Below are 26,727 nucleotides of genomic sequence, written 5' to 3'. Positions count from 1 at the left end.
CTTACTCCAGCGTAAAACGCTCGCCCGGTTCGCCGTTCACCCACAGCGCGCGCGTTTCGCCTTCCGGCAGACTGAGTAGCAGCGTGCGCCAGGCCGGGCGGAAACGCCCTTCCGTCGTGATATCCAGCATGATGCGCTGAGGGTCGCAGCGCATTTCCCAGCGTAGCCACAGCGCATCGCCCTGCCGCCAGCCTTCGCTTTCACCGTCGTCCTCAAACAACAGCCCGCTGCTTGCGCCGCAGCCCTTGAGCGGAAACAGCCGCAGCTTGCGCCGATCGTCGGCGGCCACGTCCACATGCGCCAGCCGCTGCGACAGCGGTAGCGCCGCCCCGGCGCGCACCAGCAGCGGCAGACGCTCCAGCGGCGCCGCCAGCGTCACCGTCTGGCCGCCGCCGAACCACTGGCCGCTGTAGAAGCAGTACCAGCCTTCGCCGTTATCCGGCAGATACACCGAACGGCGACGTTGCCCCGGTTCCACCACGCTGGCCACCAGCAGATCGCGGCCGATCAGAAAATCGTCGTTCTCGCCGAAGGTGCGCGCATCCTGTTCGTGATCGAGAAAAGTCGGGCGCAGCATCGGCTCATCGTCGGTGCAGGCCTGCCACAGCAAGGTGTAGAAATACGGCAACAGCCGGTAACGCAGGTTGATCGCCTCGCGCACCGCCGGGGTGGCGCCCGGGTACATCCAGGGCTCGTTGACCGTAGCATCGTCGTTCCAGGAGTGGATGGTGAAACGCGGGTGCATCACGCCATTTTGCACCCAGCGCACCAGCAGCTCCGCGTCCGGTTTGTCGCCGGAGAAGCCGCCGACGTCGTGGCCGAGGTTATACAGCCCGGACAGGCTCATGCCCAGCCCCATGCGGATGTTGTAGCGCAGCGTCTGCCAACTGGTGCGGTTGTCGCCGCTCCAGGTCTGCACGTAGCGCTGCATGCCGGCGCAGCCGGAGCGCGAGATCAGGTACGGCCGCCGCTGCGGCGCGAAGCGCTGCTGGGCCTCCATCGAGGCGCGCATCATCAGCAATGGCATCACCGGTCGGATATGCTTGATGGCGATCGGGCGCCCGAAGCCGTGGCAGCGCGCTTCGCCGTCCCACACTTCGTATTCGTTGTTGTCATTCCAGGTGGAATCGATGCCCATCTCCAGCAACTGCTGCGTGACACCCTGCTGCCACCAGCGCACCGTCGCCGGATTGGTGAAGTCGAGGTGCGATCCTTCGTCGTCCCAGAAGCTGGAGCGTTCCGGCGCGTCGCTTTGCGAATCGCGGATAAACAGCCCCTGCGCCGCCACCGCCTGATACTGCGGGTGATCCTGCAGCAGGCACGGCTTGATGTTGGCCGCCAGCCTGAGGCCGGCGTCGTGAAACGCCTGGCTGAGCAGCCTGGGCTGCGGCACCTTGTCGTAGTTCCAGTTGAACACGTAGCGCTTGTTGTTGATCGAGGTGTAGCCCGACGACAGTTGGAAAGAGTCGCAGGGAATGGCGTGCTGGCGGCACAGCGCAATGAACTGTTGCAGCTGCTGCTGGGCGTCCGGCGCGTCGGTGTAGTGCATGGTCGAGCCGCTGTAGCCCAGGCTCCACTTCGGCCCGAAGTGGGTGCGGCCGGTCAGGCGCACGAACGCCTTGGTGACGTCCAATACCTTCGGCCCGAGGAACAGGTAGTAATCCAGATCGCCCGCTTCGGCCTGATAGCGGCGATAGGCCGTATGGTAGTTGTCTATCTCGTTGCCCAGATCCAGCCAGCAGCTGCTCAGGTTATCGTAGAACAGGCCAAAGCTCGCCTCCGGCCCACGGGTGATGGTGAACGGAATGTGTTTGTACAGCGGATCGGTGCTGGCCGCGTTGTACCCCATGGCGTCCAGATTGCGCATCTCGAAGCGGCGGCCGGTGCGCTCCAGATCGCCGGTTTTCTCCCCCAGGCCGTAATAGCGCTCATCGGCGAAGCGGCGTTGGTAGTGCGCCACGCCGTCGCCGTGCGCATTGAGCAGGTAGGCGCTGGTCGGCCGATCCGCCGCCAGCGGCCGCCACTCGCCAGCGGCATTGCAATGCTCCCATTCCAACCACAGCGGCTGATGCACCGTCACCCGCAGCAGCGGCGTGCTGACCACCAGCCGACCGCTCTCCTGGCGCAGCTGATAGCCCGGCAGGCTGAAGCCGGCGACGCTGAGCCGTTCGCGCCCTTCCCAAGGCACATCCTCCTGCGGCGCGATGCTCCAGGTGCGATCCAGCGCCAGCTCGCCGTTGCGCTTGATCAACACGCGGAACAAACCGTCTTCCAACACGTACAGACAGAAACGGTGACGTTCATCGACCAGCAGCTCGACATGGTCGGCATGCTGCGCCGCCAGCGTCCAATTTTTCAACGTTTTCATACATATTCCACTTAGCTGTGTGAAGGGGTTTTCTTACCGCCGCGCTCGGCGATCAGGGCAATCAGGAACACAGCGCCGATCAGATCGAAGAAGCCCATGGCGATAAACAGCGGGTTGAAGCCGATGGTGTCGGACACCGCGCCGATCAGCAGCGTGAACAGGAAGCTGGCGATCCAGGCGCTGGAGCCGCGCATGCCGTTGACCGTCGCCATCTGGTTTTTATCGAACGACTCCACCACCAGCGCGCTGAGCATGCAGGAGATCACCTGGTGGCCGAAGCCGCCGATCGAGATCAGCGCGATCGCCACATAGGGATTTTGGGTGATCGCGACGAACGCCAGCGACACCATCAGGAAAGCGCCGGTCACCGAGCTGGCGACCACCGAGTTGACGCGGCTGCAGCCGAACCATTTGCGATACAGGGTGGTGAGATAGCCGCTGGCGACGCTGCCGATATCTGCCGCCAGGAACGGCAGCCAGGCGAACATCGCGATCTGTTTCAGATCCATGCCGCGTTCGGTGGCCAGGTACAGCGGCACCCAGAAACTGAATACCGCCCAGGCCGGCTCGGCGAGAAAGGCCGGGATGGCAATGCCGTAAAACTTCTTGTTCTTGCACAGGCTGGCCAGCGAAGTGAAGAACGGCAGCTTCGGCAACACCGGCTCGTTGTCTTCGCGGATCAGATCCAACTCCTGCTGGCTAAGGTTCGGGTGCTGCTGCGGCGAGTGGTAGAACAGCCACCACAGCACTACCCAGATCAGCGCCAACCCGCCGGAGAACAGGAACGCCCCCTGCCAGCCGAAGGAGACGTGAGCGATGACAATGATCGGCGGCGCCAGCATGGCGCCGATGGAGAAACCGACGCCCGCCCAGCCGGCGGCGATCGGCCGCTCCTTTTTCGGGAACCAGTCGGAGATCGCCTTGGCGTTGGCCGGGGTGGCCGCCGCCTCCGCGCCCCCCATGAAGAAGCGCAGAATGGCCAATTGCAGCCAGCTGCCGGCGCCGGCGTGCAGCATGCATACCACCGCCCAAATGCCGGCGCAGATCAGAAAGCCCATCTTCAGGCCGATAACGTCGATCAGCCAGCCGCAGATCGGCTGGAACACTGTGTAGGCCAGCTGGAACGACGCCACTACCCAGGCATATTGCTCGGTGCTCATGTTCAGGCTGGATTTCAGCTCCGGCGCCAGAATGCCCAGCGAGTTGCGGGTGATGTAGTTGACCGTCACGCCCAGCAAGAACAGCGCCAGCATCCACCAGCGCAGCGATTTGAACTTGCGCCGGCCGCTCTGCGCGACCGCCTGATTGATCTCCACACTCATCGGTTCTCTCCCCGCGGCGGCCGGCTACGGCGACGCGCGTTTTGGTAGGGTACGTTGTGCTATCAAACACGGGACGGTGAAAACGGATCGGCGCCGTATCATTTGCCGACAGACAATCACAACCCCATGATTTATTTTTTGTTTTCTTTTTCGCACACCGTTAAAATTGGACTGACAGGTCGTTAAAATTGGTGTACCAATGCAGACTACTCAGCGATAGCGCACAGCGAAACGGGGTTTTTTGCAAAGATTTTCACTGGCGGGTGAAAAAATAGCCATAATGACCGTTAAATCCGGTCAAGACGCTGAAAATGCGCAGTGAAAATATTCTCATGGACGAATTTGAAGGAGATCACAAAATGAACGGAAAGCTGAAAATCCAGGAGATCGCCCGCCAAACCGGGCTGTCGATCAGCACCGTTTCCCGCGTGCTGGCCGGCAAGGCCAACACCAGCGCCGAGGCGCGCCGCAAGGTGTTGGACTGTGCGCAACAAAATGGCATTCTGCAGGGCATTTCCAGCGGCCGGCTGATGCTGAACAACGTGATGGTGTTCGCGCCGCAGCGCGCGTTCGACGTGCGCACCGACATCTTCTACTACAAGGTCATTCAGGGCATTGCCGCCGCGCTGATGGAGCACGAGGTGCGCATCCGCTACTGCGGGCTGGAAGAGCAACACAGCGACGGCGCGCTGTTTCTGGAAAAGATGAGCGATCCGCACACCGAAGCGGCGCTGATCATCGGCATCGACGACGAGCATATCCACACCCTGGCCGCCGATCTGCCCAAGCCCTGCGTGCTGATCAACTGCAGCGATCGGCAGATGCGGCTGGACAGCGTCTCGCCGGATCATCAGCTGATCGGCGATTACTCCGCCAGCTACCTGTTCCAGCAGGGGCACAGCCATATTCTCAACCTGCAGTGTCTGCGCCGCCACACCATGGAGCTGCGGCTGGCGGGCATCCGGCAGGCCTACGCCCGGCATCATCTGCCGTTCGACGACGGCCGCCATCTGATCACCACCTCCGGCTTCGGAGGCGAAGAGGCCGAGCAGGCGCTGACCACCTATCTCAACGGCATCCACGGTCACGCCCCGCTGCCGACGGCGATCCTGGCCGGCGGCGACTACATGGCGGTCGGGGCGGTCAAGGCGCTCAACAAGCGGGGGCTGAACGTGCCGGGCGACGTGTCGGTGATGAGCACCGACGGCTTCAACCTGGCGGAAATCCATGACGTGCCGCTGACCTCGGTGCAGGTGCCGCGCGACGAACTGGGTTACGAAGCGATCCAACTGCTGCAGCGGCGCATGCTGCGCGCCGACGCGCCGCCGTGCAATCTGCTGCTGCACGGCCGGCTGGCGGTGCGCGCCTCGGTGCGGCGCATCAGCCCGCACAAGACCGCGCCGGCGGTGAGCACGCATGACCACAGGCTTTATGACGAGTAGGCTACACTTAGGCACAGTGCATTCATTCGATGAGGTAAAATTTTTTGCCTAAGGAGAGCCACTATGCCAGCCCAGCGCATGCGTTCCGTCATTCCTCCCTACATGCTGCGCCGCATCATTGAACACGGCAACGCCCCGCAGCGCGACTGCGCGCTGCACACCCTGAACCACGTGCAAAGCCTGCTCGGCAACAAGCCGCTGCGTTCGCCGACCGAGAAAAACGCCCGAGCCGGCGAAGCGCTCCGCGATATCTACGACGCCCAGAACGGCACCCAACTGCCTGGCAAACCGGTGCGCAAAGAGGGCCAGCCCAGCAACCACGATGTGGCGGTGGACGAAGCCTACGACTACCTCGGCGTCACCTACGATTTCTTCTGGCAGGCCTACCGCCGCAACTCACTGGATAACCAAGGGCTGCCGCTGGTCGGCAGCGTACACTACGGCAAGGAGTACCAGAATGCCTTCTGGAACGGCCAACAAATGGTGTTCGGCGACGGCGACGGCGAGATTTTCAACCGTTTCACCATCGCCATCGACGTGGTCGGCCACGAGCTGGCGCACGGCGTGACCGAGAGTGAAGCCGGGCTGATCTACTACCAGCAGTCCGGGGCGCTCAATGAATCGCTGTCCGACGTATTCGGCTCGTTGGTCAAGCAGTTCCACCTGCAGCAAACCGCCGATAAAGCCGACTGGCTGATCGGCGCCGGGCTGCTCGCCAAGGGCATTAAAGGCAAAGGGCTGCGCTCGATGTCGGCCCCCGGCACCGCCTACGATGACCCGCTGCTGGGCAAAGATCCGCAGCCCGCCAGCATGAAGGATTACATCCAGACCAAGGAAGACAACGGCGGCGTGCACCTCAACTCCGGCATTCCCAACCGCGCCTTCTACCTGGCGGCGACGGCGCTCGGCGGCTTCGCCTGGGAGAAAGCCGGCTACGTCTGGTATGACACGGTGTGCGACAAAGCGCTGCCGCAAAATGCCGACTTCGCCACCTTCGCCCGCGCCACGGTGAAACATGCGCAAGCGCGTTTCGACCAGAGCGTGGCGGACAAGGTGCAGCAAGCCTGGCATCAGGTGGGGGTGGAATAATGAAACCGCTGCCGACGCTCAATCAGGATACGGTCATTGAGCTGGCGCGCGAGGGAGGCTTCGCCTACATTCCCAAACTGGCGGGCCAGCGCCGCATCGCGCTGGCCGATATCACGCCGGAACAGCGGCAGCGCCTGAATCAGTTGCTGAACCAGACGCTGCCCTATGCGCAGGAAGAAGGCCAGCCCAACTCCCCCGGCTGCGGTGACCAGCGCTACTACCGCGTACAGATCAACTACACCAGCCCCACCCTGAGCACCGAGATCGTGCTGTTAATCCCGGAAAGCAGCGCGCCGCAAGCGCTGGTGGATCTGTGGAAAACCGGCCAGGTGGATGAGTGAGGGCTTACAGCGGCTGATAGCTGAAATTCACCCGTTTTTTGGAGATCAGCCCGTGCCCGTTCTGGCACAGGTAATCCACCGCCCCGCAGGCCTTCAACTCTTGCAGCGGCTGCCCGCACTCCGGGCAGCTAGCCTGCTGCCGATAATCACGCTGACAGGCGGCACAATGGTAGTGACCCGCTACCCAATTCATGGTCTGACGACAGTGCGGACAATGCGCATCCATAACGGCTCCCAGGTTAAATCGCGCCCCATGAGCGCAAGAAATAGATCCCCAACGCGGTGGTGAAGAACGACCCGACGGTGGTGATAGCGATAATGTTAGCCGCCAGCGTGGCGTTGCCGCCCATGGCGCGCGTCATCACATAGCTGCCCGAAGCGGTCGGCGTGGCGGAAAACAGGAAGATGATGCCCAACGCCGCGCCGTGAAACCCGCACAGCCAGCCGGCCAGCGTCATCAGGAACGGCACCAGAAACAGCTTGGCCGCCGACGACAGCGCCGCCACGTTGGACGAGCGGAACATGGCGCGGAAATCCAGGCTGGCGCCGGTGCACAGCAGCGCCAACGGCAGCGACAGCGCGGAGATATAGCTGCCGGTCTGGCGGATCACGGTCGGAATGCCCAGCCCGGTTTGCGCATACAGCAGCCCGCACACTAGGCCGATGATCAGCGGATTGGTGACGATGCTGCGCAGCAGCGACAGGTGGCTGATTTTCTTGCCCTGCCCGCCCTGCAGGCTGCGCGTGAGGGTGATGACCGACAGTATGTTGAACAGGATCACCGTCACGGTCAGGTACAGCGAGGCGAGCGCAATGCCTTCGCTGCCGTAGGCGGTCATGGCGTAGGCCAGACCGACGATGGCGGTGTTGGCGCGAAAGCCGCCCTGTACGAACACCCCGCGCTCACGCGGTTCTTTCACCAGCCACTTGGCCGCCAGCTCCAAGAGCAGGAAGGTCGCCAGCGTGCCGACTGCGCCGAACAGCACCAGCGGCAGATTGCCAAGCAGTTGCGGATGGTTGGTGGCGATGCTGAAAAACAGCAGGCACGGCAGCGCCAAATTGAACACCAGGCGGGTCGCGCCGTCGACGAAACGGTCATCCATCAGGCGCCAATGGCGCAGCAGGATCCCCAGCAGCATCATCAGCAAATTCGGCACGGTGACGTTAAACGCAAAACTCCAGGTTTCCCAGGACATGGTGTTCCTTCAGGCAGGCGAGGTAATCCTCAGATAATAAAACGATTTCGGGCCAATAAAAAAGGGCGCGGCATCACTGCCGCGCCCCTCATGAGCGATTACTTGCTCTTTTTCAGGTGGCTCATCAGGCGCTTGCGCTTACGCATCTGGGTTGGCGTCAGCAGATTGCGTTTACCGGCGAACGGGTTGTCACCCTCTTTGAACTGGATGCGGATCGGCGTCCCCATCACGTTCAGCGAACGGCGGAAGTAGTTCATCAGATAGCGCTTGTACGAATCGGACAGATCGCTGACCTGGTTGCCGTGGATCACCACGATCGGCGGGTTGTAACCGCCGGCGTGGGCGTATTTCAGCTTCACGCGGCGGCCGCGCACCAACGGCGGCTGGTGATCGTCCACCGCCATCTGCATGATTTTGGTCAGCATCGAGGTGTTTACGCGGCGGGTTGCGCACTCGTAGGCTTCCTGTACCGATTCGAACAGGTTGCCGACGCCGCTGCCGTGCAGGGCGGAAATGAAGTGCACGCGCGCGAAGTCGACGAAGCCCAGACGCAGATCGAGCATTTCTTTCACATGCTCGCGATCTTCTTCACTCATGCCGTCCCATTTGTTGACCGCAATCACCAGTGAGCGCCCACTATTGAGGATAAAGCCGAGCAGCGAGAGATCCTGATCGGAGATGCCTTCACGCGCGTCGATCACCAGCAGCACCACGTTGGCGTCTTCAATCGCCTGCAGGGTCTTGATCACCGAGAATTTCTCGACGGTTTCGGTCACCTTGCCGCGTTTGCGCACCCCGGCGGTGTCGATCAGCACGTATTCACGTTCGTCGCGCACCATTGGAATGTAGATGCTGTCGCGGGTGGTGCCCGGCATGTCATACACCACCACGCGCTCCTCGCCCAGGATGCGGTTAGTGAGCGTAGACTTACCGACGTTCGGGCGGCCGACGATCGCCAGCTTGATCGGCAGATCCTGCGGGTTGAACGCTTCTTCCGGCTCTTCGTCTTCTTCGCCTTCCAGCGTTTCACCGTTTTGCTCAGCCCAGTAAGCGGCGTTGGCCTCTTCCTCGGTCAGTTCGACGTCCTCCGGTTTTTCCGGCACGAACGGCACCAGCACGTGTTCGATCAGCTGGGTCACGCCGCGGCCGTGAGAAGCGGCGATAGCAAACACTTCCCCCAGGCCGAGCGAGTAGAAATCGGCGGTGGCGGTGTCCGGATCCAGGCCGTCGGTCTTGTTGGCCACCAGGAAGGTCGCCTTCTGGCGGCTGCGCAGGTGCTGGGCGATGCCCTGATCCGCCGGCATCAGCCCAGCGCGGGCGTCGACCATGAACAGCACGATATCCGCTTCTTCGATCGCCAGCAGCGACTGGCCGGCCATGCGCGTTTCGACGCCGTCTTCGGTGCCGTCGATGCCGCCGGTATCGACGATGATGAATTCATTGCCTTCGATTTCAGCACGACCATACTTGCGGTCACGCGTCAGCCCCGGGAAATCCGCCACCAGCGCATCACGCGTATGGGTTAAACGGTTGAACAAGGTGGATTTACCCACATTCGGGCGCCCGACCAGCGCGACGACAGGTATCATTGTTGAAGCCTCATTACTTAATAATCAATGCGTTACTGCACTGTGGATAGACACCAGCGGTGCAGCTTATAAAATACGAAACGGCCCCTGAACATTCAGGAGCCGTTTTCCCCTTCATCTTTCGCGCCACAGCGGCGTTGTCTGCGCACCTTCGCCTCGGTCACTTAGCTCACTAAGCTCCCGAGGGCTCATGCGCTTGCCGCCTGGCTGCAACCCGAAATCTTTCGGGCGCAAGAAGGATCACGACGAGCGGCGTTAGCGGGTGAAAGCGTAAACTTTCCCGCCGCGAGCCTGGATGACCAGCTTGTCGCTGGCCACCATCGGCGCAGACAGGAAGCCGGAGCTGTCCACTTCCTGCTGGGCGACAAAACGGCCATCGGTGGTGTTGATCCAATGCAGATAGCCTTCGGCGTCACCGGTCACCAGATAACCATTATACATCACCGGCGGCGTCAGGTTACGGTGCAGCAGATCGCTCTGCGTCCACACGGTCACGCCGCCTTCGGTGCTGAGCGCCACCACGCGATCGTTCTGGTCGATCAGGTAGATGCGGCCCGCGTCGACGATGAAATCATTCACCGAACCCAGTTCGCGTTTCCAGATGATCTGGCCGGAACGCAGATCCAGCGCCGTCAGGTTGCCGTTGTAACCCAGCGCGTAGACCACGCCGTCAACGATCACCGGCGTGGTGTCCACGTCGTTCAGGCGATCGATTTCGGTCGCGCCGCTCGGCTGAGAAATGCGCTGTTGCCAGATAATCTGGCCCTGCTGCATCAGCACGGCGCTGACGCGGCCGTTGTCACCGCCGACGATGGCGGCGCCAAAGGCGACGGCCGGCGCGGATTCACCGCGCAGCGACAGCGAAGGCATATCCAGGTTAACCGTCCACTTCACCGCGCCGTCGGCTTCATTCAGCGCCTGCAGCATGCCGTTGGAGGTGTGCACCAACACCATACCGTCGCTGACAACCGGACGGGAGATCGCTTCGCCGGCCACTTTGGTCTGCCAGGCGATGGCGCCATCGACGGTGTTCAATGCGTAAACCACCGCTTTTTCGCTGCCGACGTAAACCTTGTCGCCCGCGACCGTCAGGCCGCCCGACAGCAGCGCAGACAGGTTGCTGGAGAAGAAGCCGGTCTTCTCGGAGAGATTGACCTTCCACTTCTCGTTGCCGCTGTCGGCATCCATCGCTTTCACGATGCCGAAGCGATCGGCGGCGTAAATGGTGCTGTCCTGATAGGCCGGACGCAGGTGGGAGTAATACTCACCGATGCCGTCGCCCACCGAGGTGCTCCACGCCTTGCTCGGCGTAAACTGATTTTCAACTTTCGGCAACGGCGACATGGTAACCACGTCTTCTTCGCTGTTAAACAGCGAGCAACCACTCAGCAAGGCAGCGGAAACCAGTCCGACCAAGAGTGTTTTACGCAATTGCATGGGAATTCCCCTTAGCTGGACAAGTTATTCAATTTCATGCGCAGCAGAACCTGCAGCGCCTGAGAAGCATTGGACTCAATGCCTTTGCTGTAAGCTTCGCGCGCGCCCTTGGCGTCGCCCTTGGCCAGCAATACATCGCCGCGCACATCCTGCATCATCGCCGCCCAGCCTTCGCCTTTCACGCCATCCAACGTTTTCAGCGCTTCATCCAGCTTTTTCTCCTGCAGCTGGACGCGCGCCAGACGCAGGTCGATCATCGCCAACAGGTTGTCGTCTTTGGTCTGGCCCTGCGCCAACGTCAGCTGCTGTCCCGCCTTGGCGAAATCATTCTGTTCGACAAAGTGCTTGGCCAACTGCAGCGCGGCCAGTACGCCGTAGCTGTTGCCGTTGGCCTGGACAAATTTCTCCGCGGCAGCCACGTCATCCGGCTTGCCGGCCGCCAGACGATCGCTGGCTTCCTGATAGGATTGCGATGCCGCCATCATGTTGGAGTTTTCATGGCTCTGCCAGTAACGCCAGCCAACCAGGGCACCAATTCCGAGCACCACGCCCACCGCCAGCGCTTTGCCGTTCTCGGCAAAGAACCGACGCAGTGCGTCGACTTGTTCGTTTTCAGTGGTATAGACTTCCACGGTGTCCTTCTCCTTAACCTAACATCAAAGCCAGACGCGCAGCGACTTCGCTTTGCGCCAGCGTTTCTTGTTCACCACTGCGCAGGTCTTTCACCACCACCTGCTGCGCCGCCACTTCGCTCTCACCCAGGATCAGCGCGATGCGCGCGCCCCATTTGTCCGCACGGGTGATCTGCTTCTTGAAGTTGCCGCCGCCGTAATTGGTCATCAGCTTCAGCTGCGGCGCCGCGTCGCGCACCTGCTCAGCCAGCCGCATCGCCGCGCTCTGGGTGCCCGCGCCGGAAGAGATGACGTACACGTCGATAGCCGACGGCGCCTTGAATTCCGGGTTGACCGCCTGCACCAGCAGCACCAGACGCTCCAGGCCCATGGCGAAACCGACCGCCGGGGTGGAGCGGCCGCCCAGTTGCTCGACCAGACCGTCGTAACGGCCGCCCGCGCAGACGGTGCCCTGCGCGCCCAGGCTGGTGGTCACCCACTCAAACACGGTGCGGTTGTAGTAATCCAGACCGCGCACCAGGCGCTCGTTAACGGTATATGGGATACCTGCCTGCGCCAAAAGTTCACACAGACCGGCGAAGTGAGCACGGGATTCTTCATCCAGGTACTCGGACAGGCGCGGCGCGTCGTTCAGCAGCGCCTGCACCTCAGGATTCTTGGAGTCCAGCACGCGCAGCGGGTTGCTGTACATACGGCGTTTGCAGTCTTCGTCCAGCACCTCGACGTGCTGCTCCAGGAACGCCACCAGCGCGTCGCGGTAGTTGGCGCGCGCCTCCAGCGAGCCGATGGAGTTCAGCTCCAGCTTGACGTGCTCGGCGATGCCCAGCGCTTTCCACCAACGGGCGGTCAGCAGGATCAGCTCGGCGTCGATATCCGGGCCCTGCAGGCCGAACACTTCCGCGCCCAGCTGATGGAACTGACGGTAACGCCCCTTCTGCGGGCGCTCGTAGCGGAACATCGGGCCGATGTACCACAGACGCTGTTCCTGATTGTACAGCAGACCATGTTCGATGCCGGCGCGCACGCAGCCAGCCGTCCCTTCCGGACGCAGCGTCAGGCTTTCGCCGTTGCGGTCTTCGAAGGTATACATCTCTTTTTCCACGACGTCGGTCACTTCGCCGATCGCGCGTTTGAATAACGGGGTCTGCTCTACAATCGGCAACCGGATTTCGCTGTAACCGTAGCCGCCCAGCACCTGCTTGAGGGTGCCTTCAATACGCTGCCATAATGCCGTTTCTTCCGGCAGGTAGTCGTTCATGCCGCGAATGGCTTGAATGTTCTTTGCCACGTGAGTTCTCTGTCCGTTGTCTGTAAAAATGAACCCGATTATAGGGACTTTGCCGCCCGGTATTCAACGCGGATGCGGTTTTCCGCCCTTCAGGTGCATAAACAAGCGGGCCAACAGGCCCGCCGTGTAGCGATAACGCTTATTTTTCCAGCAGATTGACCGTGATGCGGTTACTTTCGTCCATCATCGCGGCCTTGGCGCGAATTTTCGCCTCCAGCTGGTCGATCATCTGTTCGTTGTCGAAACGCTCTTTCTGGCGCACGCCGTCTTCATAGAAGCCGCTCTTCTTATGGCCGCCGGTCACGCCCATGGTGGACACCAGCGCTTCGCCCGGGCCGTTCACCACGCAGCCGATGATCGAAACGTCCATCGGCGTGATGATGTCTTCCAGACGCTGCTCCAGCGCGTTCACCGTGCCGATCACGTCGAACTCCTGACGCGAGCAGGTCGGGCAGGCGATGAAGTTGATGCCGCGCGCGCGGATGCGCAGCGACTTCAGGATGTCGAAACCGACCTTCACCTCTTCGACCGGATCCGCCGCCAGCGAGATGCGCAGGGTATCGCCGATGCCTTCAGACAGCAGCATGCCCAGGCCGATGGCCGATTTGACCGACCCGCTGCGCGCGCCGCCGGCTTCGGTGATGCCCAGGTGCAGCGGCTGATCGATGCGCGACGCCAGCAAGCGGTAGGATTGCACCGCCAGGAACACGTCCGACGCCTTGACGCTGACCTTAAACTGGTCGAAGTTGAGGCGATCGAGGATGTCCACATGGCGCATGGCGGATTCCAGCAGCGCTTCCGGCGTAGGTTCGCCGTACTTCTCCTGCAGGTCTTTCTCCAGCGAGCCGCCGTTGACGCCGATGCGAATCGGGATGTTCTTGTCGCGGGCGCAGTCCACCACCGATCGAATGCGCGATTCGTTGCCGATGTTGCCCGGGTTGATGCGCAGGCAGTCTACGCCATATTCGGCAACCTGCAGCGCGATGCGATAATCGAAGTGGATATCGGCGACCAGCGGCACGTTGACCTGCTGCTTGATCAGTTTGAACGCCTCGGCGGCGTCCATGGTAGGAACCGAAACGCGGACGATGTCGACGCCCACGCGCTCCAGCGCTTTGATCTGATTAACCGTTGCTTCAACATCGGTGGTACGGGTGTTGGTCATCGACTGCACGGCAATCGGCGCGCCATCACCAATAGGCACCTTGCCGACGTAAATGCGTGTAGATTTTCGACGGTTGATGGGCGCTTGGTTATGCATTACTTACTCTCCATTGCTGCTCTGACATCACGACCAGCCGCGCGATTACTGCGCGGCGACGGTCAGGCGAGCAACACGGTTTGACTTAACGAACCGGCTTAAATCAACCGGTTTACCCTGATACTGGATCTGAACTGCCGCCGGCGCGCCGATGGTCAGTTTATACGGCGCAGTGCCGGTCAGGTTCAGCTTGCCGCCTTGCTTCTGGGTGCCGCTGAACAGCGTTTTACCGCTCGCGTCGGTCACCTGCAGCCAGCAGTCGGCGGAGAAATCCATCACCAGCGCGTTCGGATCGGCCGCTGGCGCAGCCACGCCCGCATCGGCGGTCGGCAACGGCGCTTGTGCCGCCGGCGCGGTTTCCGGCAGGGTGGTCTGGCTTGGCGACACCACGGCAGGCTGCTGCTGGGCCGCGCTCGGCGCCTGGGCGGTCGCCACCGGCGCCTGAGTCGCTGCGCCGGTATCAGCCGGCGCGGCGCTGTTGTCGGTCAACGGCACGTTGGTGCCGGCGTCGGCATTGCCGTCGGTCAGCGGCACGGACTGCCCTTCGTTATTCTGTGAAAGCTGTGCCGAGGATTGATCGGCCATGGTGGCGATCTCTTCCTGCTGCGCCTTGTGGTTTTGCCACCACCAGGCGCCGGTCAGGCCGATCACCACGAACACGATAAGCCAGGTGAAGCTCATCAGCCAGCCGTCGCGTTTCTTGCGACGCTTGCCCAGCGAGAAACTTTGCATCGGCGCCACTTTCGCCATCTTCAACGGCGCCTGCTTGGCCAACATCGGCAGCAGTTCGTCTTCCGGCAGATGCACCAGCTTGGCGTAGGAACGGATGTAGCCGCGCACGAAGGTGGACGCGAGGTCAGCGGACACGCTGTCTTCCTCGATATCGCGCACGGTGGACATTTTGAGACACAGGCGTTCTGCAACGGTCTGTTGGCTCAGCCCGAGTTGCTCACGGGCCTGACGCAGGCGCTGGCCCGTCGTCATGGATACGGTTTTATCTTGGGAGGCTTCAGTATTCATTAGCTAAGAACTGCTGGTACTGTTTGGATTGTGGAAAACTTCGCGCTAGCTGCTTGCCATAGCGTTGAACGCTATCCTGGCGGCCGGCTAACGCGGCGAAACGAATCTGTAACCATAAGCTGCTGGCGCTGGCCGGCAGAACATGCTGATAAACATCCAATAAAAGTTGCGACTGGGCGCGCTTCCCTTCTCCAAATTGCTTTTCGGCCTCCGCCAGCAGCGGAGCGCCTTTGTCCGGATCGACTTTCAGCGCGCGGCTCAACAGCGTGCGCGCTTCATCGTTTTGTCCGGCCTTGAGAAAACAGTAACCTGCGTTTTCCAGGCTGTCGGCGACCTGGCCATAATCGGGCGCCAGCGCCGCAGCGCTAAACTGCTGTTGCGCCGGTACATACTGCCCTAAACCGCAAAGAAACGCACCGTAATTATTCAAGACGGTGCCATTGCCCGGCGCAAGTTTGAGCGCTTGCCGATAACGCTGTTCGGCCGCGGCGTTTTCACCGTTCCGCTGCGCGTAGAGCGCCATGCCCAACTGCGTGCGGTAATCCTGCGGGGCCGCGTCCAGCGCCTTTTCCAGGTTCTGGCGCGCGGCGTCCATGTCGCCTTGCTGCAGGTACTCCAGGCCCAGCTGCAACCGCGTCTGGCCCGCCTCAGAGACTTGCGCTTCCTTTTCCGGCGCTGAACCGGAACACCCGGCCAACAGTCCGGCCGCCAGCCACACACCCCACAGTTTCAGCTTCATGCCCGCATTCATTTCCTTATCGGCCGCCAGCTAACGCCCATTAGCGTGAATATTTCACATAACAGGCTGTTAGATAACAAAAAAATGGTGCTATAGGATTCAGACCGCCCGTACGTTGATAGGTTCCCCGGCCATTTTCTTTTTCAGGGTACGCTTGGTACGGTCGATCACTTCACCCGCCAGTTGCCCGCAGGCGGCGTCGATATCGTCACCGCGGGTTTTACGAACAATAGTCGTAAAGCCGTATTCCATCAACACCTTGGAGAAACGATCCACCCGGCTGTTGGAGCTGCGGCCGTACGGAGCGCCCGGGAACGGGTTCCATGGGATCAGGTTGATCTTGCACGGCGTGTCTTTCAGCACTTCCGCCAGCTGATGCGCGTCGTCGGTGCTGTCGTTGATATGATCCAGCATCACATACTCGACGGTGACGCGGCCCTGGTTGGCGTTGGATTTCTCCAGGTAGCGACGCACCGCGGACAGGAAGGTTTCGATGTTGTACTTGCGGTTGATCGGCACGATCTCATCACGGATGGTGTCGTTCGGCGCGTGCAGCGAAATAGCCAGCGCCACGTCGATCATGTCGCCCAGCTTGTCCAGCGCCGGCACCACGCCAGAGGTAGATAGAGTCACGCGGCGTTTGGACAGGCCAAAGCCGAAGTCGTCCAGCATGATTTCCATCGCCGGCACCACGTTGTTCAGGTTAAGCAGCGGTTCGCCCATGCCCATCATCACCACGTTGGTGATCGGGCGTTGGCCGGTCACCTTCAGCGCGCCGATGATCTTCGCCGCGCGCCACACCTGGCCGATGATTTCCGACACGCGCAGGTTGCGGTTGAAGCCCTGCTGCGCCGTCGAACAGAATTTGCACTCCAGCGCGCAACCTACCTGCGAGGAGACGCACAGCGTCGCGCGGTCGGCTTCCGGGATATATACGGTTTCGACCTGCTGATCGCCCACCTTGATCGCCCACTTGATGGTGCCGTCGGCCGAACGCTGTTCTTCCGCCACTTCCGGCGCGCGGATTTCCGCCACGCGCTGCAGCTTGCCGCGCAGGACTTTGTTGATGTCGGTCATCTGCTCGAAATCGTCGCAGCAGTAGTGGTAAATCCACTTCATCACCTGATCGGCGCGGAACGGTTTTTCGCCCATTTCGGCGAAGAACTCGCGCATTTGCTGGCGGTTCAGATCCAGCAGGTTGATTTTGGCCGCAGCCGGTTGCTCCACGTTAACGGAGGGGGTAATCAGCGAATTATTTTCAGACACGGTGTGCTCGGACGTGATGGGTTCTAACATAATGATCTCTGGCCTCGTTATTACACGTTATGGCGCTAAAGAATGGACAGTAAGTTGTGCATTTCAGCCCGCATGATTCGGGTGGCGGCACTAAAAACACGCCCCTGACAAGTCGTCTTATCAGGGGCGCGGCATTGTACAAATTTTAGTAGCGGGTTTCTATGGCTGAAAGGCATTCAGGGCATTTTTATTGTTTCAGCCGGTGAATGCCTGGCTATCAGCTCAGAAACGGCACGATTAACGTGCGCAGATTTCGCTTTCGTTGAAGAAGTAAGCGATTTCACGCTGTGCGGATTCAACGGAGTCGGAACCGTGAACGGCGTTAGCGGTGAAGCTGTCCGCGTAGTCGGCGCGCAGGGTGCCGGCCAGTGCGTTGTCCGGGTTGGTTGCGCCCATGATGTCGCGGTTGCGCTGCACGGCGTTTTCAGATTCCAGAACCTGCACCATGATTGGGCCAGAGGTCATGAACTCAACCAGACCGTCGAAGAATGGGCGGCCTTTGTGCTCAGCGTAGAAGCCTTCAGCTTGTTCGCGAGTCAGACGCAGCATTTTAGCGGCGATGATTTTGAAACCGGCGCGCTCGAAACGCGCGTAGATAGCGCCGATGTCGTTGTTGGCTACAGCGTTTGGTTTAACGATGGAAAAGGTACGTTCTACGGTCATGATGGCCTCTGTATGACTTCCAAAACAGGCCGGTCTGCAATGTTGCCGGCCTTCTCAAGTGGCGCAGATTATATGTGCGCCGTTAACGCTTGCCTACGGGAAAATCAACATTTCATTAAAAAAATATGATCTTCCTGCGGCATTTCCGACCACGCGCCGCGTTACTGGGTCTTGTCGGTGGACGGAATCAAATTGCGCAGCCAGCTGCCCCAGCGGCGCTGATAAAACGGCTGCGTATGGGCGATCAGGTAGTGGCTGATGCCGCGCTCTTTCTCCGACACCAGACAGAAATCCACCGGCTCGTCATTCGGCGCCGTTTCGCTGGCGACGCTGCCGGCCTCGTTGATCAACGCCTCGATCTCCGCCGGCTCGGCGTCCACTTCCAGCCCGATCAGCAGATTCGGCTTCTCGTCCGCCGCCTGGTCGTGCATCAGCGCCAGAAACGCGCGGCGCACCGGTTTGCGCTGGCTGAACAGCGTGGTCAGCGCATCCACCATCGCCGACGGGTACTCTTCGGGCTGCCCCAACAGGATTTGGGTTTCTTTGTCGACGTAATGCTCCACCGGTTTGACGACGCCGCCGGTCGCCAGCAGCATCGCCACCTCTTCCGGATAGAACTCTTTGCCGTACTCCGCCTTCGGGTTGAGGAACAGATCCGCGCCCTGGGTGATTTCGAACAGCACCCGCGCCGGCATGGCGATGAACGGCTGTTCGTCCTCAACGGCCTTCTGCAACGCTTCCAGCGAGGTGAAGAACGGAATGATGCTGCCGCCGTCCTGCTTTTCCCAATGCTGGATATTGACCGGCGTATCCGCGTTCAGCGTGATGTCGCCGTCCTGCTGCACCTGTTCGCTGTCGCCGAGGATCAACACCGTGGCATCGAGCAGTTCACGGAAGAACGCCGGGCGGTGGGCCGGCTCCGTCACCGCCAGCTTCAGCAGGCGTTCAAGCTCGTTCTCGCTCGGGGCGACATCGTGATGATGGGAACTCATGGCAAACTCCAGGGATCAAATAGCGAGGCCCAGCATGCTGGGCCCCGAAGATAATGCGCATTCTAGCGCCCGCCACGGCGGGCGTTCAATTATTTGGCTTTGCTCAGCAAGAGATTGGCCAGGGTGCGCACGCCCAAACCGGTCGCGCCGGCCGACCACTGATCCACCGCGCCTTTGCGATAGGTGGCGGAGCAGTCGATGTGCAGCCAGCCCTGTTGGTAATTCTTGACGAAGTGCGACAGGAAAGCCGCCGCGGTGCTGGCGCCGGCGGTGTAGGCCGGGCCGGCCACGTTGTTCAGCTCGGCGAAGTTGGACGGCAGCTGGCTGCGGTGGAACTCGGCCAACGGCAGACGCCAGAATGGCTCTTGCTCGGCGGCGGCGCTGCTCAGCAGCTCCTGCGCCAGCGCATCGTCGAAGCTGAACAGGGCGTGGTAGTCGTTGCCCACCGCGGTTTTGGCCGCGCCGGTCAGGGTGGCGCAGTCGATAATCAGTTGCGGATTCTGCTCAGAAGCGTCGATCAGGCCGTCGGCCAGCACCAGGCGCCCTTCCGCATCGGTGTTCATCACCTCAACGGTTTTGCCGTTGCGATAGCGAATGATGTCACCCAGTTTGAAGGCGTTGCCGCTGACCATGTTGTCGGCGCAGCACAGGTACAGCTTCACGCGCTGCTTCAGGCCGCGCGCCGCCGCCAGCGCCAGGGCGCCGGTGATGGTGGCCGCACCGCCCATGTCAGCCTTCATCGAATCCATAAAGGCGCTCTGTTTCAGGCTATAACCGCCGGTATCGAAGGTGATGCCCTTGCCGACCAGGCAAGCGAACACCGGCGCGTCCGGGTTACCGGTCGGGTTGAAGTCCAGCGCCAGCAGCACCGGCGGGCGTTCGGAACCGCGGCCGACGGTGTGGATGCCGGCATAGTTCTGCTCGCGCAGATCTTCGCCCTTGGTGATGCGGTAGCTGACGGCATCGCAGCCGACGTCGCACATCAGATCGACGGCGCGGGTCGCCAGTTGCTCCGGCCCCAGCTCTTCCGCCGGCATATTGATGGTGTCGCGCACCCAGTCAACGATCTTCAGGCGCTTATCCAGCTCCTGACGCGCGGCTTCCGGCAGATCGGCCCATTCGACGTTGCGCTGCCCTTTCGGCCCGCGGTAGCCCTGCCAAAACGCCCAGCTGTTTTCCAAATCCCAACCGTCGCCGGCCAGCTTGACGTTTTTGATGCCCTGGCCGTCAATTTTGCGGCCCGCGCGCTGGATCGCGCCCAGCTTGTCGGCGCCGGTCAGATGGATGGTCATCCCTTCGCCGTTGGTGCTCAGCAGCGCTTTCTCGCCCCAGCGGGCGTCGGCAGGTTGTTGCGACAGCATGACCTGCATGAATTCTGTTGTCATAGCCTTCTTACTCCGGATTATTCTTTTATTAATCTTGTCGGATACAAAATAAACGGGCCGCCTATGGCAGCCCGTTACGCTATTTACTCCGCTTCATCTAACCAGACCAGCAGGATCGCTTCCAGTATTTTTTCGTTGGAAGCCTGCGGATCATCATCGAACTCTTCCAGATCGCAGATCCACTGATGCATGTCGGTAAAACGCACGGTTTTCGGATCGGTGTCCGGGTATTGGTCGTACAGGGCTTCGCCGATTTCACGGCTGTCGGTCCACTTCAGTCCCATTATGATCTCCTGGTTGGCGCCGCGGCTAACAATTAATGCTCACGCGCGTGGTTGACGGTGTAGCGCGGCATTTCGACCACCAGATCTTCGTCGGCGACCAGCGCCTGGCAGCTCAGACGGCTTTCCGGCTCCAGCCCCCACGCTTTGTCCAGCATGTCGTCTTCCAGCTCGCTGCTCTCTTCCAGCGAATCGAAGCCTTCACGCACGATGCAGTGGCAGGTGGTGCAGGCGCAGGATTTCTCGCAGGCGTGCTCGATTTCAATGCCGTTGCGCAGCGCAACGTTGAGGATCGACTCCCCTTTTTCGGCTTCCAGAACCGCCCCTTCCGGGCACAGATCTTGATGGGGCAGGAAAACAATTTTAGGCATGGTTAAACCTCATCCACAGAATGGCCAGCCAGCGCGCGGCGAATGGAAGCGTCCATGCGGCGCGCGGCAAAATCTTGCGTTTGTGCATCTAATGTTTTGATGGCGTCTTCGATAGCGGCGGGGTCTTCACCCTGCGCCGCCTGCTGCAACGCCTGGGTCGCGGCGGCGATCGCCTGGCTTTCCGCCTCGCTCAGCAGCGCGGCGTCGGTGGCCAGCGCGCCCTGCAGGCTTTCCAGCACCCGCGCGGCTTCCACGCGTTGCTCCGCCAGCTTGCGCGCGCCCACGTCGCTTTGCGCGTTGGCCATCGAATCCTTGATCATGCCGGCGATTTCGCTGTCCGACAGGCCGTACGACGGCTTGACCTGGATCGAGGCTTCCACGCCGGTGGATTTCTCCATCGCGGTGACGCTCAGCAGGCCGTCGGCATCCACCTGGAAGGTGACGCGAATGTGCGCGCCCCCGGCAGGCAATGGCGGCAGGCCGCGCAGCGTGAAGCGCGCCAGCGAACGGCAATCCTGCACCAGCTCGCGCTCGCCCTGCAGCAAGTGGATCATCATCGCGCTCTGGCCGTCTTTAAAGGTGGTGAACTCCTGCGCGCGCGCCACCGGAATGGTGGTGTTGCGCGGGATCACTTTCTCCACCAGGCCGCCCATGGTTTCGAGGCCCAGCGACAGCGGGATCACGTCCAGCAGCAGCATGTCGCTGTCCGGCTTGTTGCCCACCAGAATGTCGGCCTGGATCGCGGCGCCGATGGCGACCACTTTATCCGGATCGATCGACGTCAGCGGCGTGCGGCCAAAGAAGGCGCCCACTTGCTCACGCACCAACGGCACGCGGGTAGAACCGCCGACCATCACCGCTTCCAGAACCTCGTCGGCGCCGACGCCGGCGTCTTTCAGCGCGCGGCGGCAAGCCATCAGCGTACGTTTCACCAGCGGGGCGATCAGCGCTTCAAACTGGGCGCGGGTCACTTCGCCCTGCCAACCGGCCACCTCAACGCGCACGCTGTCGGCATCGCTTAATGCGATTTTGGCGGCGATGGCGGCATCCAGCAGTTGGCGCTGCACGCCGTGATCGCTGCGATCGGCCACGCCGGCCTGCTCACGCAGCCAGTCGGCCAACAGATGATCGAAGTCGTCGCCGCCCAGCGCGGAATCGCCGCCGGTGGCCAGCACTTCGAACACGCCGCGGCTGAGGCGCAGAATGGAGATATCAAAGGTGCCGCCGCCCAGATCGTAAACCGCGATCACCCCTTCCTGGCCGGAATCCAGCCCGTAGGCGATCGCCGCAGCGGTCGGTTCGTTCAGCAGACGCAGAACGTGCAGGCCGGCCAGACGCGCCGCGTCTTTGGTGCCCTGGCGCTGCGCGTCGTCGAAGTAAGCGGGAACGGTGATCACGACGCCATCCAGCTCGCCTTCCAGCGCCGCTTGCGCGCGCGCGGACAGAGCCCGCAGGATGTCGGCGGAGACGCCGACCGGGTTAACCGGGCCGGCGGCGGTGACGATCAGCGGCAGGCCGTTGTCGCTGGCCTGAAATTGATACGGCAGGTTCGGGTAACGTTGCTGCACGTCCGCCAACGAGCGGCCCATCATGCGTTTGATGGAGCTGACGGTATTGGCCGGATCCTGCGCCGCCTGTTGGCGCGCATCCCAGCCGACGCGCTGTGCGTCCGCCTGATAATGCACCACCGAAGGCAGCAAATGGCGTCCCTGATCGTCAGCCAGCGTTTCCGCTTGCCCGCTGCGCACCGTGGCGACCAGCGAGTTGGTGGTGCCTAAGTCGATGCCGGCGGCCAGACGTCGCTGGTGCGGTGCGGCGCTGAGGCCAGGCTCACTAATTTGTAATAAGGCCATGTTGAAGCTTCCACAATCAGAATCAGAAGGTGTTACTCAAAACCCAGCAGTTTTTCTTCGAGTTGTTCAACCTGTTGCTGGAGTTTGTCCAAAAAGCGCAGCTTGCGCACGGTGTCGGCGGCATCCGCCCACTGTTCACTGTCCAACTGCTGCAGCATCAGCGCGCTGCGCTGCTTGATGGAGGTGGCCAGCCGCGCGCCGAAATCGGTCAGCAGGCTTTCCGCATCCGGCTTGCGCTCAATGGCGTCGAGCTCTTCACGCAGCTCCAGCTGTTCCATCAGAAACGCGGTGTCGCGCATCGTATGCTGTTCGTTGCCCAGATCGAAGCCGTGCAAAGATAGCATATACTCCGCGCGTTTTAACGGGTGCTTCAGCGCCTGGTAGGCTTCATTGATGGTCGCCGCCTGCTGCAACGCCATCAGGCGTTCGCGCTCCGGCTGGTTGGCGAAACGATCGGGGTGGAATTGGCGCTGCAGATCCTGGAAGCGGGACGCAAGCAGGCTGCCGTCCACGGTGTAGCGAACTGGCAGCCCGAATAAAGTAAAGTAATCCATAGCGTGCTCTGGGCGTTAGCGGATGAAGTTCCCCCGCCGAAACGGGGGAGCACGATGGACTGTCAGACGTTGAAACTCTCGCCGCAGCCGCACTCGCTTGAGACGTTCGGGTTGTTGAACTTGAAGCCTTCGTTCAGGCCTTCCTTAACGAAATCAAGCTCGGTGCCGTCAAGGTAGACCAGGCTCTTGCCGTCGATGATCACCTTGATGCCTTTGTCTTCAAATACGATGTCGTCATCGTTGGCTTCGTCAACAAATTCCAGCACGTACGCCATCCCGGAGCAGCCGGAAGTTCGCACTCCCAGACGCAGGCCAAGACCTTTGCCGCGGTTCGTCAAAAACGCCTGAACACGCTGCGCAGCGCTGTCGCTCATGGTAATAGACATCACAACCTCACACTTCACATCAAAGCCCGGCGCGGCCGGGCCGACTCAGACAAATTACTTGGCGCTATGCTTGCTCTTATAGTCGGCAATCGCTGCTTTGATGGCGTCTTCAGCCAGGATCGAGCAGTGAATTTTGACCGGCGGCAATTCCAGCTCTTCGGCGATCTGGGTGTTTTTGATCGCTTCAGCCTGATCGAGCGACTTGCCTTTCATCCATTCGGTCACCAGCGAGCTGGAGGCGATGGCAGAACCGCAGCCGTAAGTTTTAAAGCGCGCGTCTTCGATGATACCTTCATCGTTAACCTTGATTTGCAGCTTCATGACGTCGCCACAAGCCGGCGCCCCTACCATGCCGCTGCCGACGGTAGGATCTTCGTTGTCGAAAGAACCCACGTTGCGCGGGTTTTCATAATGATCGATTACTTTTTCGCTGTAAGCCATGACCTTGCTCCTGAAACCTGAGAATTAATGATGCGCCCATTCGATGCTGTTGATGTCCACGCCCTGCTTGAACATCTCCCACAGTGGGGACAGATCGCGCAGACGGCCGATGGATTTACGCACCAGTTGAATGGTGTAGTCGATCTCTTCTTCCGTGGTGAAACGCCCCAGGGAGAAACGGATCGAGCTGTGCGCCAATTCATCGCTCATGCCCAGCGCGCGCAGCACGTAGGACGGCTCGAGGCTGGCGGAGGTACAGGCTGAACCGGAAGAAACGGCCAGGTCTTTCAGCGCCATGATCAGCGACTCGCCTTCTACGTAGTTGAAGCTGACGTTCAGGATGTTCGGTGCGCCGTGCTCCAGATCGCCGTTCAGATACACTTCTTCCATATCTTTCACGCCGTTCCACAGACGGTCACGCAGGGTGCGCAGACGCGCCATCTCTTCGGTCATCTCTTCTTTGGCGATGCGATAAGCTTCGCCCATGCCGACGATCTGGTGGACAGGCAGGGTGCCGGAACGCATGCCGCGCTCGTGACCGCCGCCGTGTACCTGCGCTTCGATGCGGATGCGCGGCTTGCGACGCACGTACAGCGCGCCGATGCCTTTCGGGCCATAGATTTTGTGGCCGGAGAACGACATCAGGTCGACTTTCAGCTTGCTCAGATCGATAGGCAGTTTGCCCACGCTCTGGGTGGCGTCAACGTGGTAGATGATACCGCGCGCACGGCACATTTCGCCGATCGCTTCGATGTCCTGCACCACGCCGATTTCGTTGTTGACGTGCATGATGGAGACCAGGATGGTGTCATCGCGCAGCGCCGCTTCGAGATCCTGCAGGCTGATGATGCCGTTGCTCTGCGGCGCCAGGTAGGTGACTTCAAACCCTTCGCGCTCCAGCTGACGGCAGGTGTCGAGCACGGCTTTGTGTTCGGTTTTGCTGGTGATGATGTGCTTGCCTTTTTTCTGGTAGAAATTGGCAGCGCCTTTGATCGCCAGGTTGTCGGATTCGGTCGCCCCGGAGGTGAAGACGATTTCGCGCGGGTCAGCGCCCACCAGTTCGGCGATTTGGTTACGGGCGATGTCTACCGCCTCTTCCGCCTGCCAACCGAAACGGTGGGAACGGGAAGCCGGGTTGCCGAAAGTGCCGTCCAGGGTCAAAAACTGCATCATCTTCTCAGCAACGCGCGGGTCAACCGGCGTCGTTGCTGAGTAATCCAGATAAATCGGTAATTTCATTGCTCTTGTGCTCCGTACATCACTTCCAAAAACTAAAATAATTTCGCCAGCTGCTTATGCGCGCAGATTAACGTTGATAGTTTCTTGCGGACGGCCGTTGGCCGTGCGGCGCGTATCGTTGTTTTGACGATCCGCCACCACCAGCACTTCCTGGTTGTTGACCAGTTCTGCCAGCGTAATGTTGTTCAGGAACCCGCTGATGCGCTCGCTCAGATCGCGCCATAGGGCGTGGGTCAAGCAGCGATCGCCGCCCTGACAGCCTTCTTTGCCCTGGCAACGGGTTGCATCTACCGATTCATCGACGGCAGTGATGACAGCGCCAACGGCGATCTCACCCGCGTCTTTACCCAGCAGATAACCACCGCCCGGGCCACGCACGCTGGCCACCAGGCCATTCTTGCGCAGACGGGAGAATAATTGTTCCAGATAAGAGAGCGAAATACCCTGGCGTTCGGAAATGTCCGCCAGTGGCACCGGCCCTTCCTGGGAATGCAGCGCTACGTCGAGCATAGCGGTTACGGCATAACGGCCTTTGGATGTCAGTCTCATAGCTCAATGGTTACCTGTTGGTCAAATATGGCCGAAAGTCTGACATTCCTGAGTAAAACAGTCAACTATTTAACCCAGTAATTAACTCAAGTATTAGCACGTTTTGAACTTAGCAAGAACAAAGGTATATAAAATACATGTTATAACCTTTGGATAACTAATACTATTGTCACCCACCGTTATGCCACATCAATTAATTACCTTGATGTTTATCCTGTTTCTCTATCGACGTCAGCATGCCGCGCAGGATATTCAGCTCCTGCCCTTCCGGGCGCGCGCGGGTGAACAGCCGACGCAGGCGGTTCATCACCTGGCCCGGATGCGACGGGCGAATGAAACCGGTGCGCTGCAGCGTCTGCTCCAGATGCTGATAGAAACGCTCGAGGTCGTCCACCAGCGGATACGGCGTCTCTTCCAACTGCGGCGCGCCCGCCTGTTGGCGATCGAGGTAAGCCACGCGCACTTCGTACGCCAGGATCTGCACCGCCATCGCCAGGTTCAGCGAGCTGTAGTCCGGGTTGGCCGGAATGGCGACGTGGTAGTGGCACTTTTGCAATTCATCGTTGGTCAGCCCGACGCGTTCGCGGCCGAACACCAGCGCCACCGGCGCGTGCTCGCCCTCGTGTACCGCGCGCACGCCGCATTCGCGCGGCTCCAGCATCGGCCACGGCAAGGTGCGAGAACGTGCGCTGGTGCCCACCACCAGGCTGCAGCCGGCGATGGCGTCATCGAGGGTATCGACGATAGTGGCGTTGCCGATCACGTCGCTGGCGCCGGCGGCCAGGGCGATGGCCTGAGAATCGGGTTTGATCAGCGGATTAACCAGATAAAGGTTGGTTAACCCCATGGTTTTCATGGCTCTGGCGGTCGAGCCCATGTTGCCGGTATGTGAAGTCTCTACCAGAACAATGCGGATATTGTGCAGCATACAAACTCTGAGCGTGGCGGAAAATCGCAGCATCTTAACACAGCCGTAGGCAATTTGCCGAACAG

At 60.8% G+C, this 26,727-nt stretch carries 27 protein-coding genes; 3 read left to right on the top strand and 24 right to left on the bottom strand.

Annotated features, from left to right (window positions below; genetic code table 11):
- Window position 1: 1 nt before the first annotated feature.
- Together ACJ8PL_RS21900 and ACJ8PL_RS21895 are read right to left on the bottom strand one after the other, a co-directional pair.
- Complete coding sequence (locus ACJ8PL_RS21900; RefSeq protein ID WP_421086040.1) at window positions 2-2,368, bottom strand: glycoside hydrolase family 31 protein; 2,367 nt, start codon at window positions 2,366-2,368, stop codon at window positions 2-4.
- A gap of 11 nt (window positions 2,369-2,379) precedes the next feature.
- Window positions 2,380-3,690 carry an MFS transporter gene (locus ACJ8PL_RS21895; RefSeq protein WP_016929747.1) on the bottom strand — a complete coding sequence of 437 codons (1,311 nt, stop codon included), beginning with the start codon at window positions 3,688-3,690 and terminating at the stop codon, window positions 2,380-2,382.
- A gap of 359 nt (window positions 3,691-4,049) precedes the next feature.
- On the opposite strand from ACJ8PL_RS21895, the gene ACJ8PL_RS21890 reads away from it, so the two are divergent.
- The 3 genes from ACJ8PL_RS21890 to ACJ8PL_RS21880 all read left to right on the top strand — a co-directional run bounded on the left by ACJ8PL_RS21890 (window position 4,050) and on the right by ACJ8PL_RS21880 (window position 6,562).
- Window positions 4,050-5,132: a LacI family DNA-binding transcriptional regulator gene (locus tag ACJ8PL_RS21890; protein ID WP_079450436.1), complete on the top strand. Its 1,083-nt coding sequence runs from the start codon at window positions 4,050-4,052 to the stop codon at window positions 5,130-5,132.
- A 63-nt stretch (window positions 5,133-5,195) separates the two neighbouring features.
- Entirely contained in the window at window positions 5,196-6,221 is a 1,026-nt protein-coding gene (locus ACJ8PL_RS21885) for a M4 family metallopeptidase (RefSeq protein WP_033639624.1), read from the top strand.
- Window positions 6,221-6,562, top strand: coding sequence for a protealysin inhibitor emfourin (locus tag ACJ8PL_RS21880; RefSeq protein ID WP_016929750.1), 342 nt, complete (start codon window positions 6,221-6,223; stop codon window positions 6,560-6,562). Before ACJ8PL_RS21885 ends, ACJ8PL_RS21880 begins: the two co-directional genes overlap by 1 nt.
- Before the next feature lie 4 nt (window positions 6,563-6,566).
- Here ACJ8PL_RS21880 and ACJ8PL_RS21875 read toward each other — a convergent pair whose 3' ends face one another.
- The 22 genes from ACJ8PL_RS21875 to trmJ all read right to left on the bottom strand — a co-directional run bounded on the left by ACJ8PL_RS21875 (window position 6,567) and on the right by trmJ (window position 26,662).
- Window positions 6,567-6,788, bottom strand: coding sequence for a zinc ribbon domain-containing protein (locus ACJ8PL_RS21875; protein WP_028127372.1), 222 nt, complete (start codon window positions 6,786-6,788; stop codon window positions 6,567-6,569).
- A gap of 13 nt (window positions 6,789-6,801) precedes the next feature.
- Window positions 6,802-7,758, bottom strand: coding sequence for an AEC family transporter (locus ACJ8PL_RS21870; protein WP_048795796.1), 957 nt, complete (start codon window positions 7,756-7,758; stop codon window positions 6,802-6,804).
- A gap of 98 nt (window positions 7,759-7,856) precedes the next feature.
- Window positions 7,857-9,347: a ribosome biogenesis GTPase Der gene (der, locus tag ACJ8PL_RS21865; protein WP_015378774.1), complete on the bottom strand. Its 1,491-nt coding sequence runs from the start codon at window positions 9,345-9,347 to the stop codon at window positions 7,857-7,859.
- Window positions 9,348-9,602: 255 nt separating this feature from the next.
- Complete coding sequence (gene bamB / locus ACJ8PL_RS21860) at window positions 9,603-10,784, bottom strand: outer membrane protein assembly factor BamB (RefSeq protein ID WP_116404010.1); 1,182 nt, start codon at window positions 10,782-10,784, stop codon at window positions 9,603-9,605.
- An 11-nt stretch (window positions 10,785-10,795) separates the two neighbouring features.
- Entirely contained in the window at window positions 10,796-11,416 is a 621-nt protein-coding gene (locus tag ACJ8PL_RS21855) for a YfgM family protein (protein WP_442531383.1), read from the bottom strand.
- Between the two features lie 13 nt (window positions 11,417-11,429).
- Window positions 11,430-12,704, bottom strand: a complete 1,275-nt coding sequence (hisS, locus tag ACJ8PL_RS21850) for a histidine--tRNA ligase (protein WP_239442439.1) — start codon at window positions 12,702-12,704, stop codon at window positions 11,430-11,432.
- A 139-nt stretch (window positions 12,705-12,843) separates the two neighbouring features.
- Window positions 12,844-13,965: a flavodoxin-dependent (E)-4-hydroxy-3-methylbut-2-enyl-diphosphate synthase gene (gene ispG, locus ACJ8PL_RS21845; RefSeq protein WP_016929756.1), complete on the bottom strand. Its 1,122-nt coding sequence runs from the start codon at window positions 13,963-13,965 to the stop codon at window positions 12,844-12,846.
- A 45-nt stretch (window positions 13,966-14,010) separates the two neighbouring features.
- A complete protein-coding gene (gene rodZ, locus ACJ8PL_RS21840; protein ID WP_016929757.1) occupies window positions 14,011-14,985 on the bottom strand; it encodes a cytoskeleton protein RodZ in 975 nt (324 codons plus the stop codon).
- On the bottom strand, window positions 14,975-15,724 hold the full coding sequence (gene pilW, locus ACJ8PL_RS21835) for a type IV pilus biogenesis/stability protein PilW (RefSeq protein ID WP_028127503.1): 750 nt from the start codon (window positions 15,722-15,724) through the stop codon (window positions 14,975-14,977). Before pilW ends, rodZ begins: the two co-directional genes overlap by 11 nt.
- A gap of 99 nt (window positions 15,725-15,823) precedes the next feature.
- A complete protein-coding gene (locus ACJ8PL_RS21830) occupies window positions 15,824-17,020 on the bottom strand; it encodes a bifunctional tRNA (adenosine(37)-C2)-methyltransferase TrmG/ribosomal RNA large subunit methyltransferase RlmN (protein ID WP_239442440.1) in 1,197 nt (398 codons plus the stop codon).
- 237 nt (window positions 17,021-17,257) lie between these two features.
- Window positions 17,258-17,683, bottom strand: coding sequence for a nucleoside-diphosphate kinase (ndk, locus tag ACJ8PL_RS21825; protein ID WP_004941424.1), 426 nt, complete (start codon window positions 17,681-17,683; stop codon window positions 17,258-17,260).
- A gap of 161 nt (window positions 17,684-17,844) precedes the next feature.
- Window positions 17,845-18,675 (bottom strand): enhanced serine sensitivity protein SseB, encoded by an 831-nt coding sequence (gene sseB / locus ACJ8PL_RS21820; RefSeq protein ID WP_110147285.1) that lies wholly within the window; start codon window positions 18,673-18,675, stop codon window positions 17,845-17,847.
- A gap of 89 nt (window positions 18,676-18,764) precedes the next feature.
- The gene (pepB, locus tag ACJ8PL_RS21815; RefSeq protein WP_028127505.1) at window positions 18,765-20,060 is read right to left on the bottom strand and encodes an aminopeptidase PepB; all 1,296 of its coding nucleotides are present in this window, start codon (window positions 20,058-20,060) and stop codon (window positions 18,765-18,767) included.
- A gap of 83 nt (window positions 20,061-20,143) precedes the next feature.
- Window positions 20,144-20,344, bottom strand: a complete 201-nt coding sequence (gene iscX, locus ACJ8PL_RS21810; RefSeq protein ID WP_006327336.1) for a Fe-S cluster assembly protein IscX — start codon at window positions 20,342-20,344, stop codon at window positions 20,144-20,146.
- A gap of 32 nt (window positions 20,345-20,376) precedes the next feature.
- A complete protein-coding gene (fdx, locus tag ACJ8PL_RS21805) occupies window positions 20,377-20,712 on the bottom strand; it encodes an ISC system 2Fe-2S type ferredoxin (RefSeq protein ID WP_004941417.1) in 336 nt (111 codons plus the stop codon).
- A gap of 2 nt (window positions 20,713-20,714) precedes the next feature.
- The gene (hscA, locus tag ACJ8PL_RS21800) at window positions 20,715-22,565 is read right to left on the bottom strand and encodes a Fe-S protein assembly chaperone HscA (RefSeq protein WP_442531382.1); all 1,851 of its coding nucleotides are present in this window, start codon (window positions 22,563-22,565) and stop codon (window positions 20,715-20,717) included.
- A 32-nt stretch (window positions 22,566-22,597) separates the two neighbouring features.
- Window positions 22,598-23,119: a co-chaperone HscB gene (gene hscB / locus ACJ8PL_RS21795; protein ID WP_079450439.1), complete on the bottom strand. Its 522-nt coding sequence runs from the start codon at window positions 23,117-23,119 to the stop codon at window positions 22,598-22,600.
- Between the two features lie 62 nt (window positions 23,120-23,181).
- Window positions 23,182-23,505 carry an iron-sulfur cluster assembly protein IscA gene (iscA, locus tag ACJ8PL_RS21790; protein WP_004941410.1) on the bottom strand — a complete coding sequence of 108 codons (324 nt, stop codon included), beginning with the start codon at window positions 23,503-23,505 and terminating at the stop codon, window positions 23,182-23,184.
- 54 nt (window positions 23,506-23,559) lie between these two features.
- Window positions 23,560-23,946: a Fe-S cluster assembly scaffold IscU gene (gene iscU / locus ACJ8PL_RS21785; protein ID WP_004941408.1), complete on the bottom strand. Its 387-nt coding sequence runs from the start codon at window positions 23,944-23,946 to the stop codon at window positions 23,560-23,562.
- A 24-nt stretch (window positions 23,947-23,970) separates the two neighbouring features.
- Complete coding sequence (iscS, locus tag ACJ8PL_RS21780; RefSeq protein WP_016929764.1) at window positions 23,971-25,185, bottom strand: cysteine desulfurase; 1,215 nt, start codon at window positions 25,183-25,185, stop codon at window positions 23,971-23,973.
- A 54-nt stretch (window positions 25,186-25,239) separates the two neighbouring features.
- Entirely contained in the window at window positions 25,240-25,734 is a 495-nt protein-coding gene (gene iscR, locus ACJ8PL_RS21775; protein ID WP_004941404.1) for a Fe-S cluster assembly transcriptional regulator IscR, read from the bottom strand.
- A 193-nt stretch (window positions 25,735-25,927) separates the two neighbouring features.
- A complete protein-coding gene (gene trmJ / locus ACJ8PL_RS21770; protein WP_015378781.1) occupies window positions 25,928-26,662 on the bottom strand; it encodes a tRNA (cytosine(32)/uridine(32)-2'-O)-methyltransferase TrmJ in 735 nt (244 codons plus the stop codon).
- Window positions 26,663-26,727: the final 65 nt, after the last annotated feature.

The sequence above is a fragment of the Serratia sp. CY83965 genome, from assembly GCF_052166375.1.
GTDB classification, from domain to species: Bacteria; Pseudomonadota; Gammaproteobacteria; order Enterobacterales; family Enterobacteriaceae; genus Serratia; species Serratia marcescens.
Note: the sequence above shows the minus strand (reverse complement) of the source record. Positions and strands in the feature narration are given on the sequence as shown.

Coding starts and splice junctions, on each gene's coding strand:
- ACJ8PL_RS21900 (WP_421086040.1), bottom strand. CDS start 2,368: ATGAAAACGTTGAAAAATTGGACGCTGGCGGCGCAGCATGCCGACCAT.
- ACJ8PL_RS21895 (WP_016929747.1), bottom strand. CDS start 3,690: ATGAGTGTGGAGATCAATCAGGCGGTCGCGCAGAGCGGCCGGCGCAAG.
- ACJ8PL_RS21890 (WP_079450436.1), top strand. CDS start 4,050: ATGAACGGAAAGCTGAAAATCCAGGAGATCGCCCGCCAAACCGGGCTG.
- ACJ8PL_RS21885 (WP_033639624.1), top strand. CDS start 5,196: ATGCCAGCCCAGCGCATGCGTTCCGTCATTCCTCCCTACATGCTGCGC.
- ACJ8PL_RS21880 (WP_016929750.1), top strand. CDS start 6,221: ATGAAACCGCTGCCGACGCTCAATCAGGATACGGTCATTGAGCTGGCG.
- ACJ8PL_RS21875 (WP_028127372.1), bottom strand. CDS start 6,788: ATGGATGCGCATTGTCCGCACTGTCGTCAGACCATGAATTGGGTAGCG.
- ACJ8PL_RS21870 (WP_048795796.1), bottom strand. CDS start 7,758: ATGTCCTGGGAAACCTGGAGTTTTGCGTTTAACGTCACCGTGCCGAAT.
- der (WP_015378774.1), bottom strand. CDS start 9,347: ATGATACCTGTCGTCGCGCTGGTCGGGCGCCCGAATGTGGGTAAATCC.
- bamB (WP_116404010.1), bottom strand. CDS start 10,784: ATGCAATTGCGTAAAACACTCTTGGTCGGACTGGTTTCCGCTGCCTTG.
- ispG (WP_016929756.1), bottom strand. CDS start 13,965: ATGCATAACCAAGCGCCCATCAACCGTCGAAAATCTACACGCATTTAC.
- rodZ (WP_016929757.1), bottom strand. CDS start 14,985: ATGAATACTGAAGCCTCCCAAGATAAAACCGTATCCATGACGACGGGC.
- pilW (WP_028127503.1), bottom strand. CDS start 15,724: ATGAAGCTGAAACTGTGGGGTGTGTGGCTGGCGGCCGGACTGTTGGCC.
- ACJ8PL_RS21830 (WP_239442440.1), bottom strand. CDS start 17,020: ATGTTAGAACCCATCACGTCCGAGCACACCGTGTCTGAAAATAATTCG.
- ndk (WP_004941424.1), bottom strand. CDS start 17,683: ATGACCGTAGAACGTACCTTTTCCATCGTTAAACCAAACGCTGTAGCC.
- sseB (WP_110147285.1), bottom strand. CDS start 18,675: ATGAGTTCCCATCATCACGATGTCGCCCCGAGCGAGAACGAGCTTGAA.
- pepB (WP_028127505.1), bottom strand. CDS start 20,060: ATGACAACAGAATTCATGCAGGTCATGCTGTCGCAACAACCTGCCGAC.
- iscX (WP_006327336.1), bottom strand. CDS start 20,344: ATGGGACTGAAGTGGACCGACAGCCGTGAAATCGGCGAAGCCCTGTAC.
- fdx (WP_004941417.1), bottom strand. CDS start 20,712: ATGCCTAAAATTGTTTTCCTGCCCCATCAAGATCTGTGCCCGGAAGGG.
- hscA (WP_442531382.1), bottom strand. CDS start 22,565: ATGGCCTTATTACAAATTAGTGAGCCTGGCCTCAGCGCCGCACCGCAC.
- hscB (WP_079450439.1), bottom strand. CDS start 23,119: ATGGATTACTTTACTTTATTCGGGCTGCCAGTTCGCTACACCGTGGAC.
- iscA (WP_004941410.1), bottom strand. CDS start 23,505: ATGTCTATTACCATGAGCGACAGCGCTGCGCAGCGTGTTCAGGCGTTT.
- iscU (WP_004941408.1), bottom strand. CDS start 23,946: ATGGCTTACAGCGAAAAAGTAATCGATCATTATGAAAACCCGCGCAAC.
- iscS (WP_016929764.1), bottom strand. CDS start 25,185: ATGAAATTACCGATTTATCTGGATTACTCAGCAACGACGCCGGTTGAC.
- iscR (WP_004941404.1), bottom strand. CDS start 25,734: ATGAGACTGACATCCAAAGGCCGTTATGCCGTAACCGCTATGCTCGAC.
- trmJ (WP_015378781.1), bottom strand. CDS start 26,662: ATGCTGCACAATATCCGCATTGTTCTGGTAGAGACTTCACATACCGGC.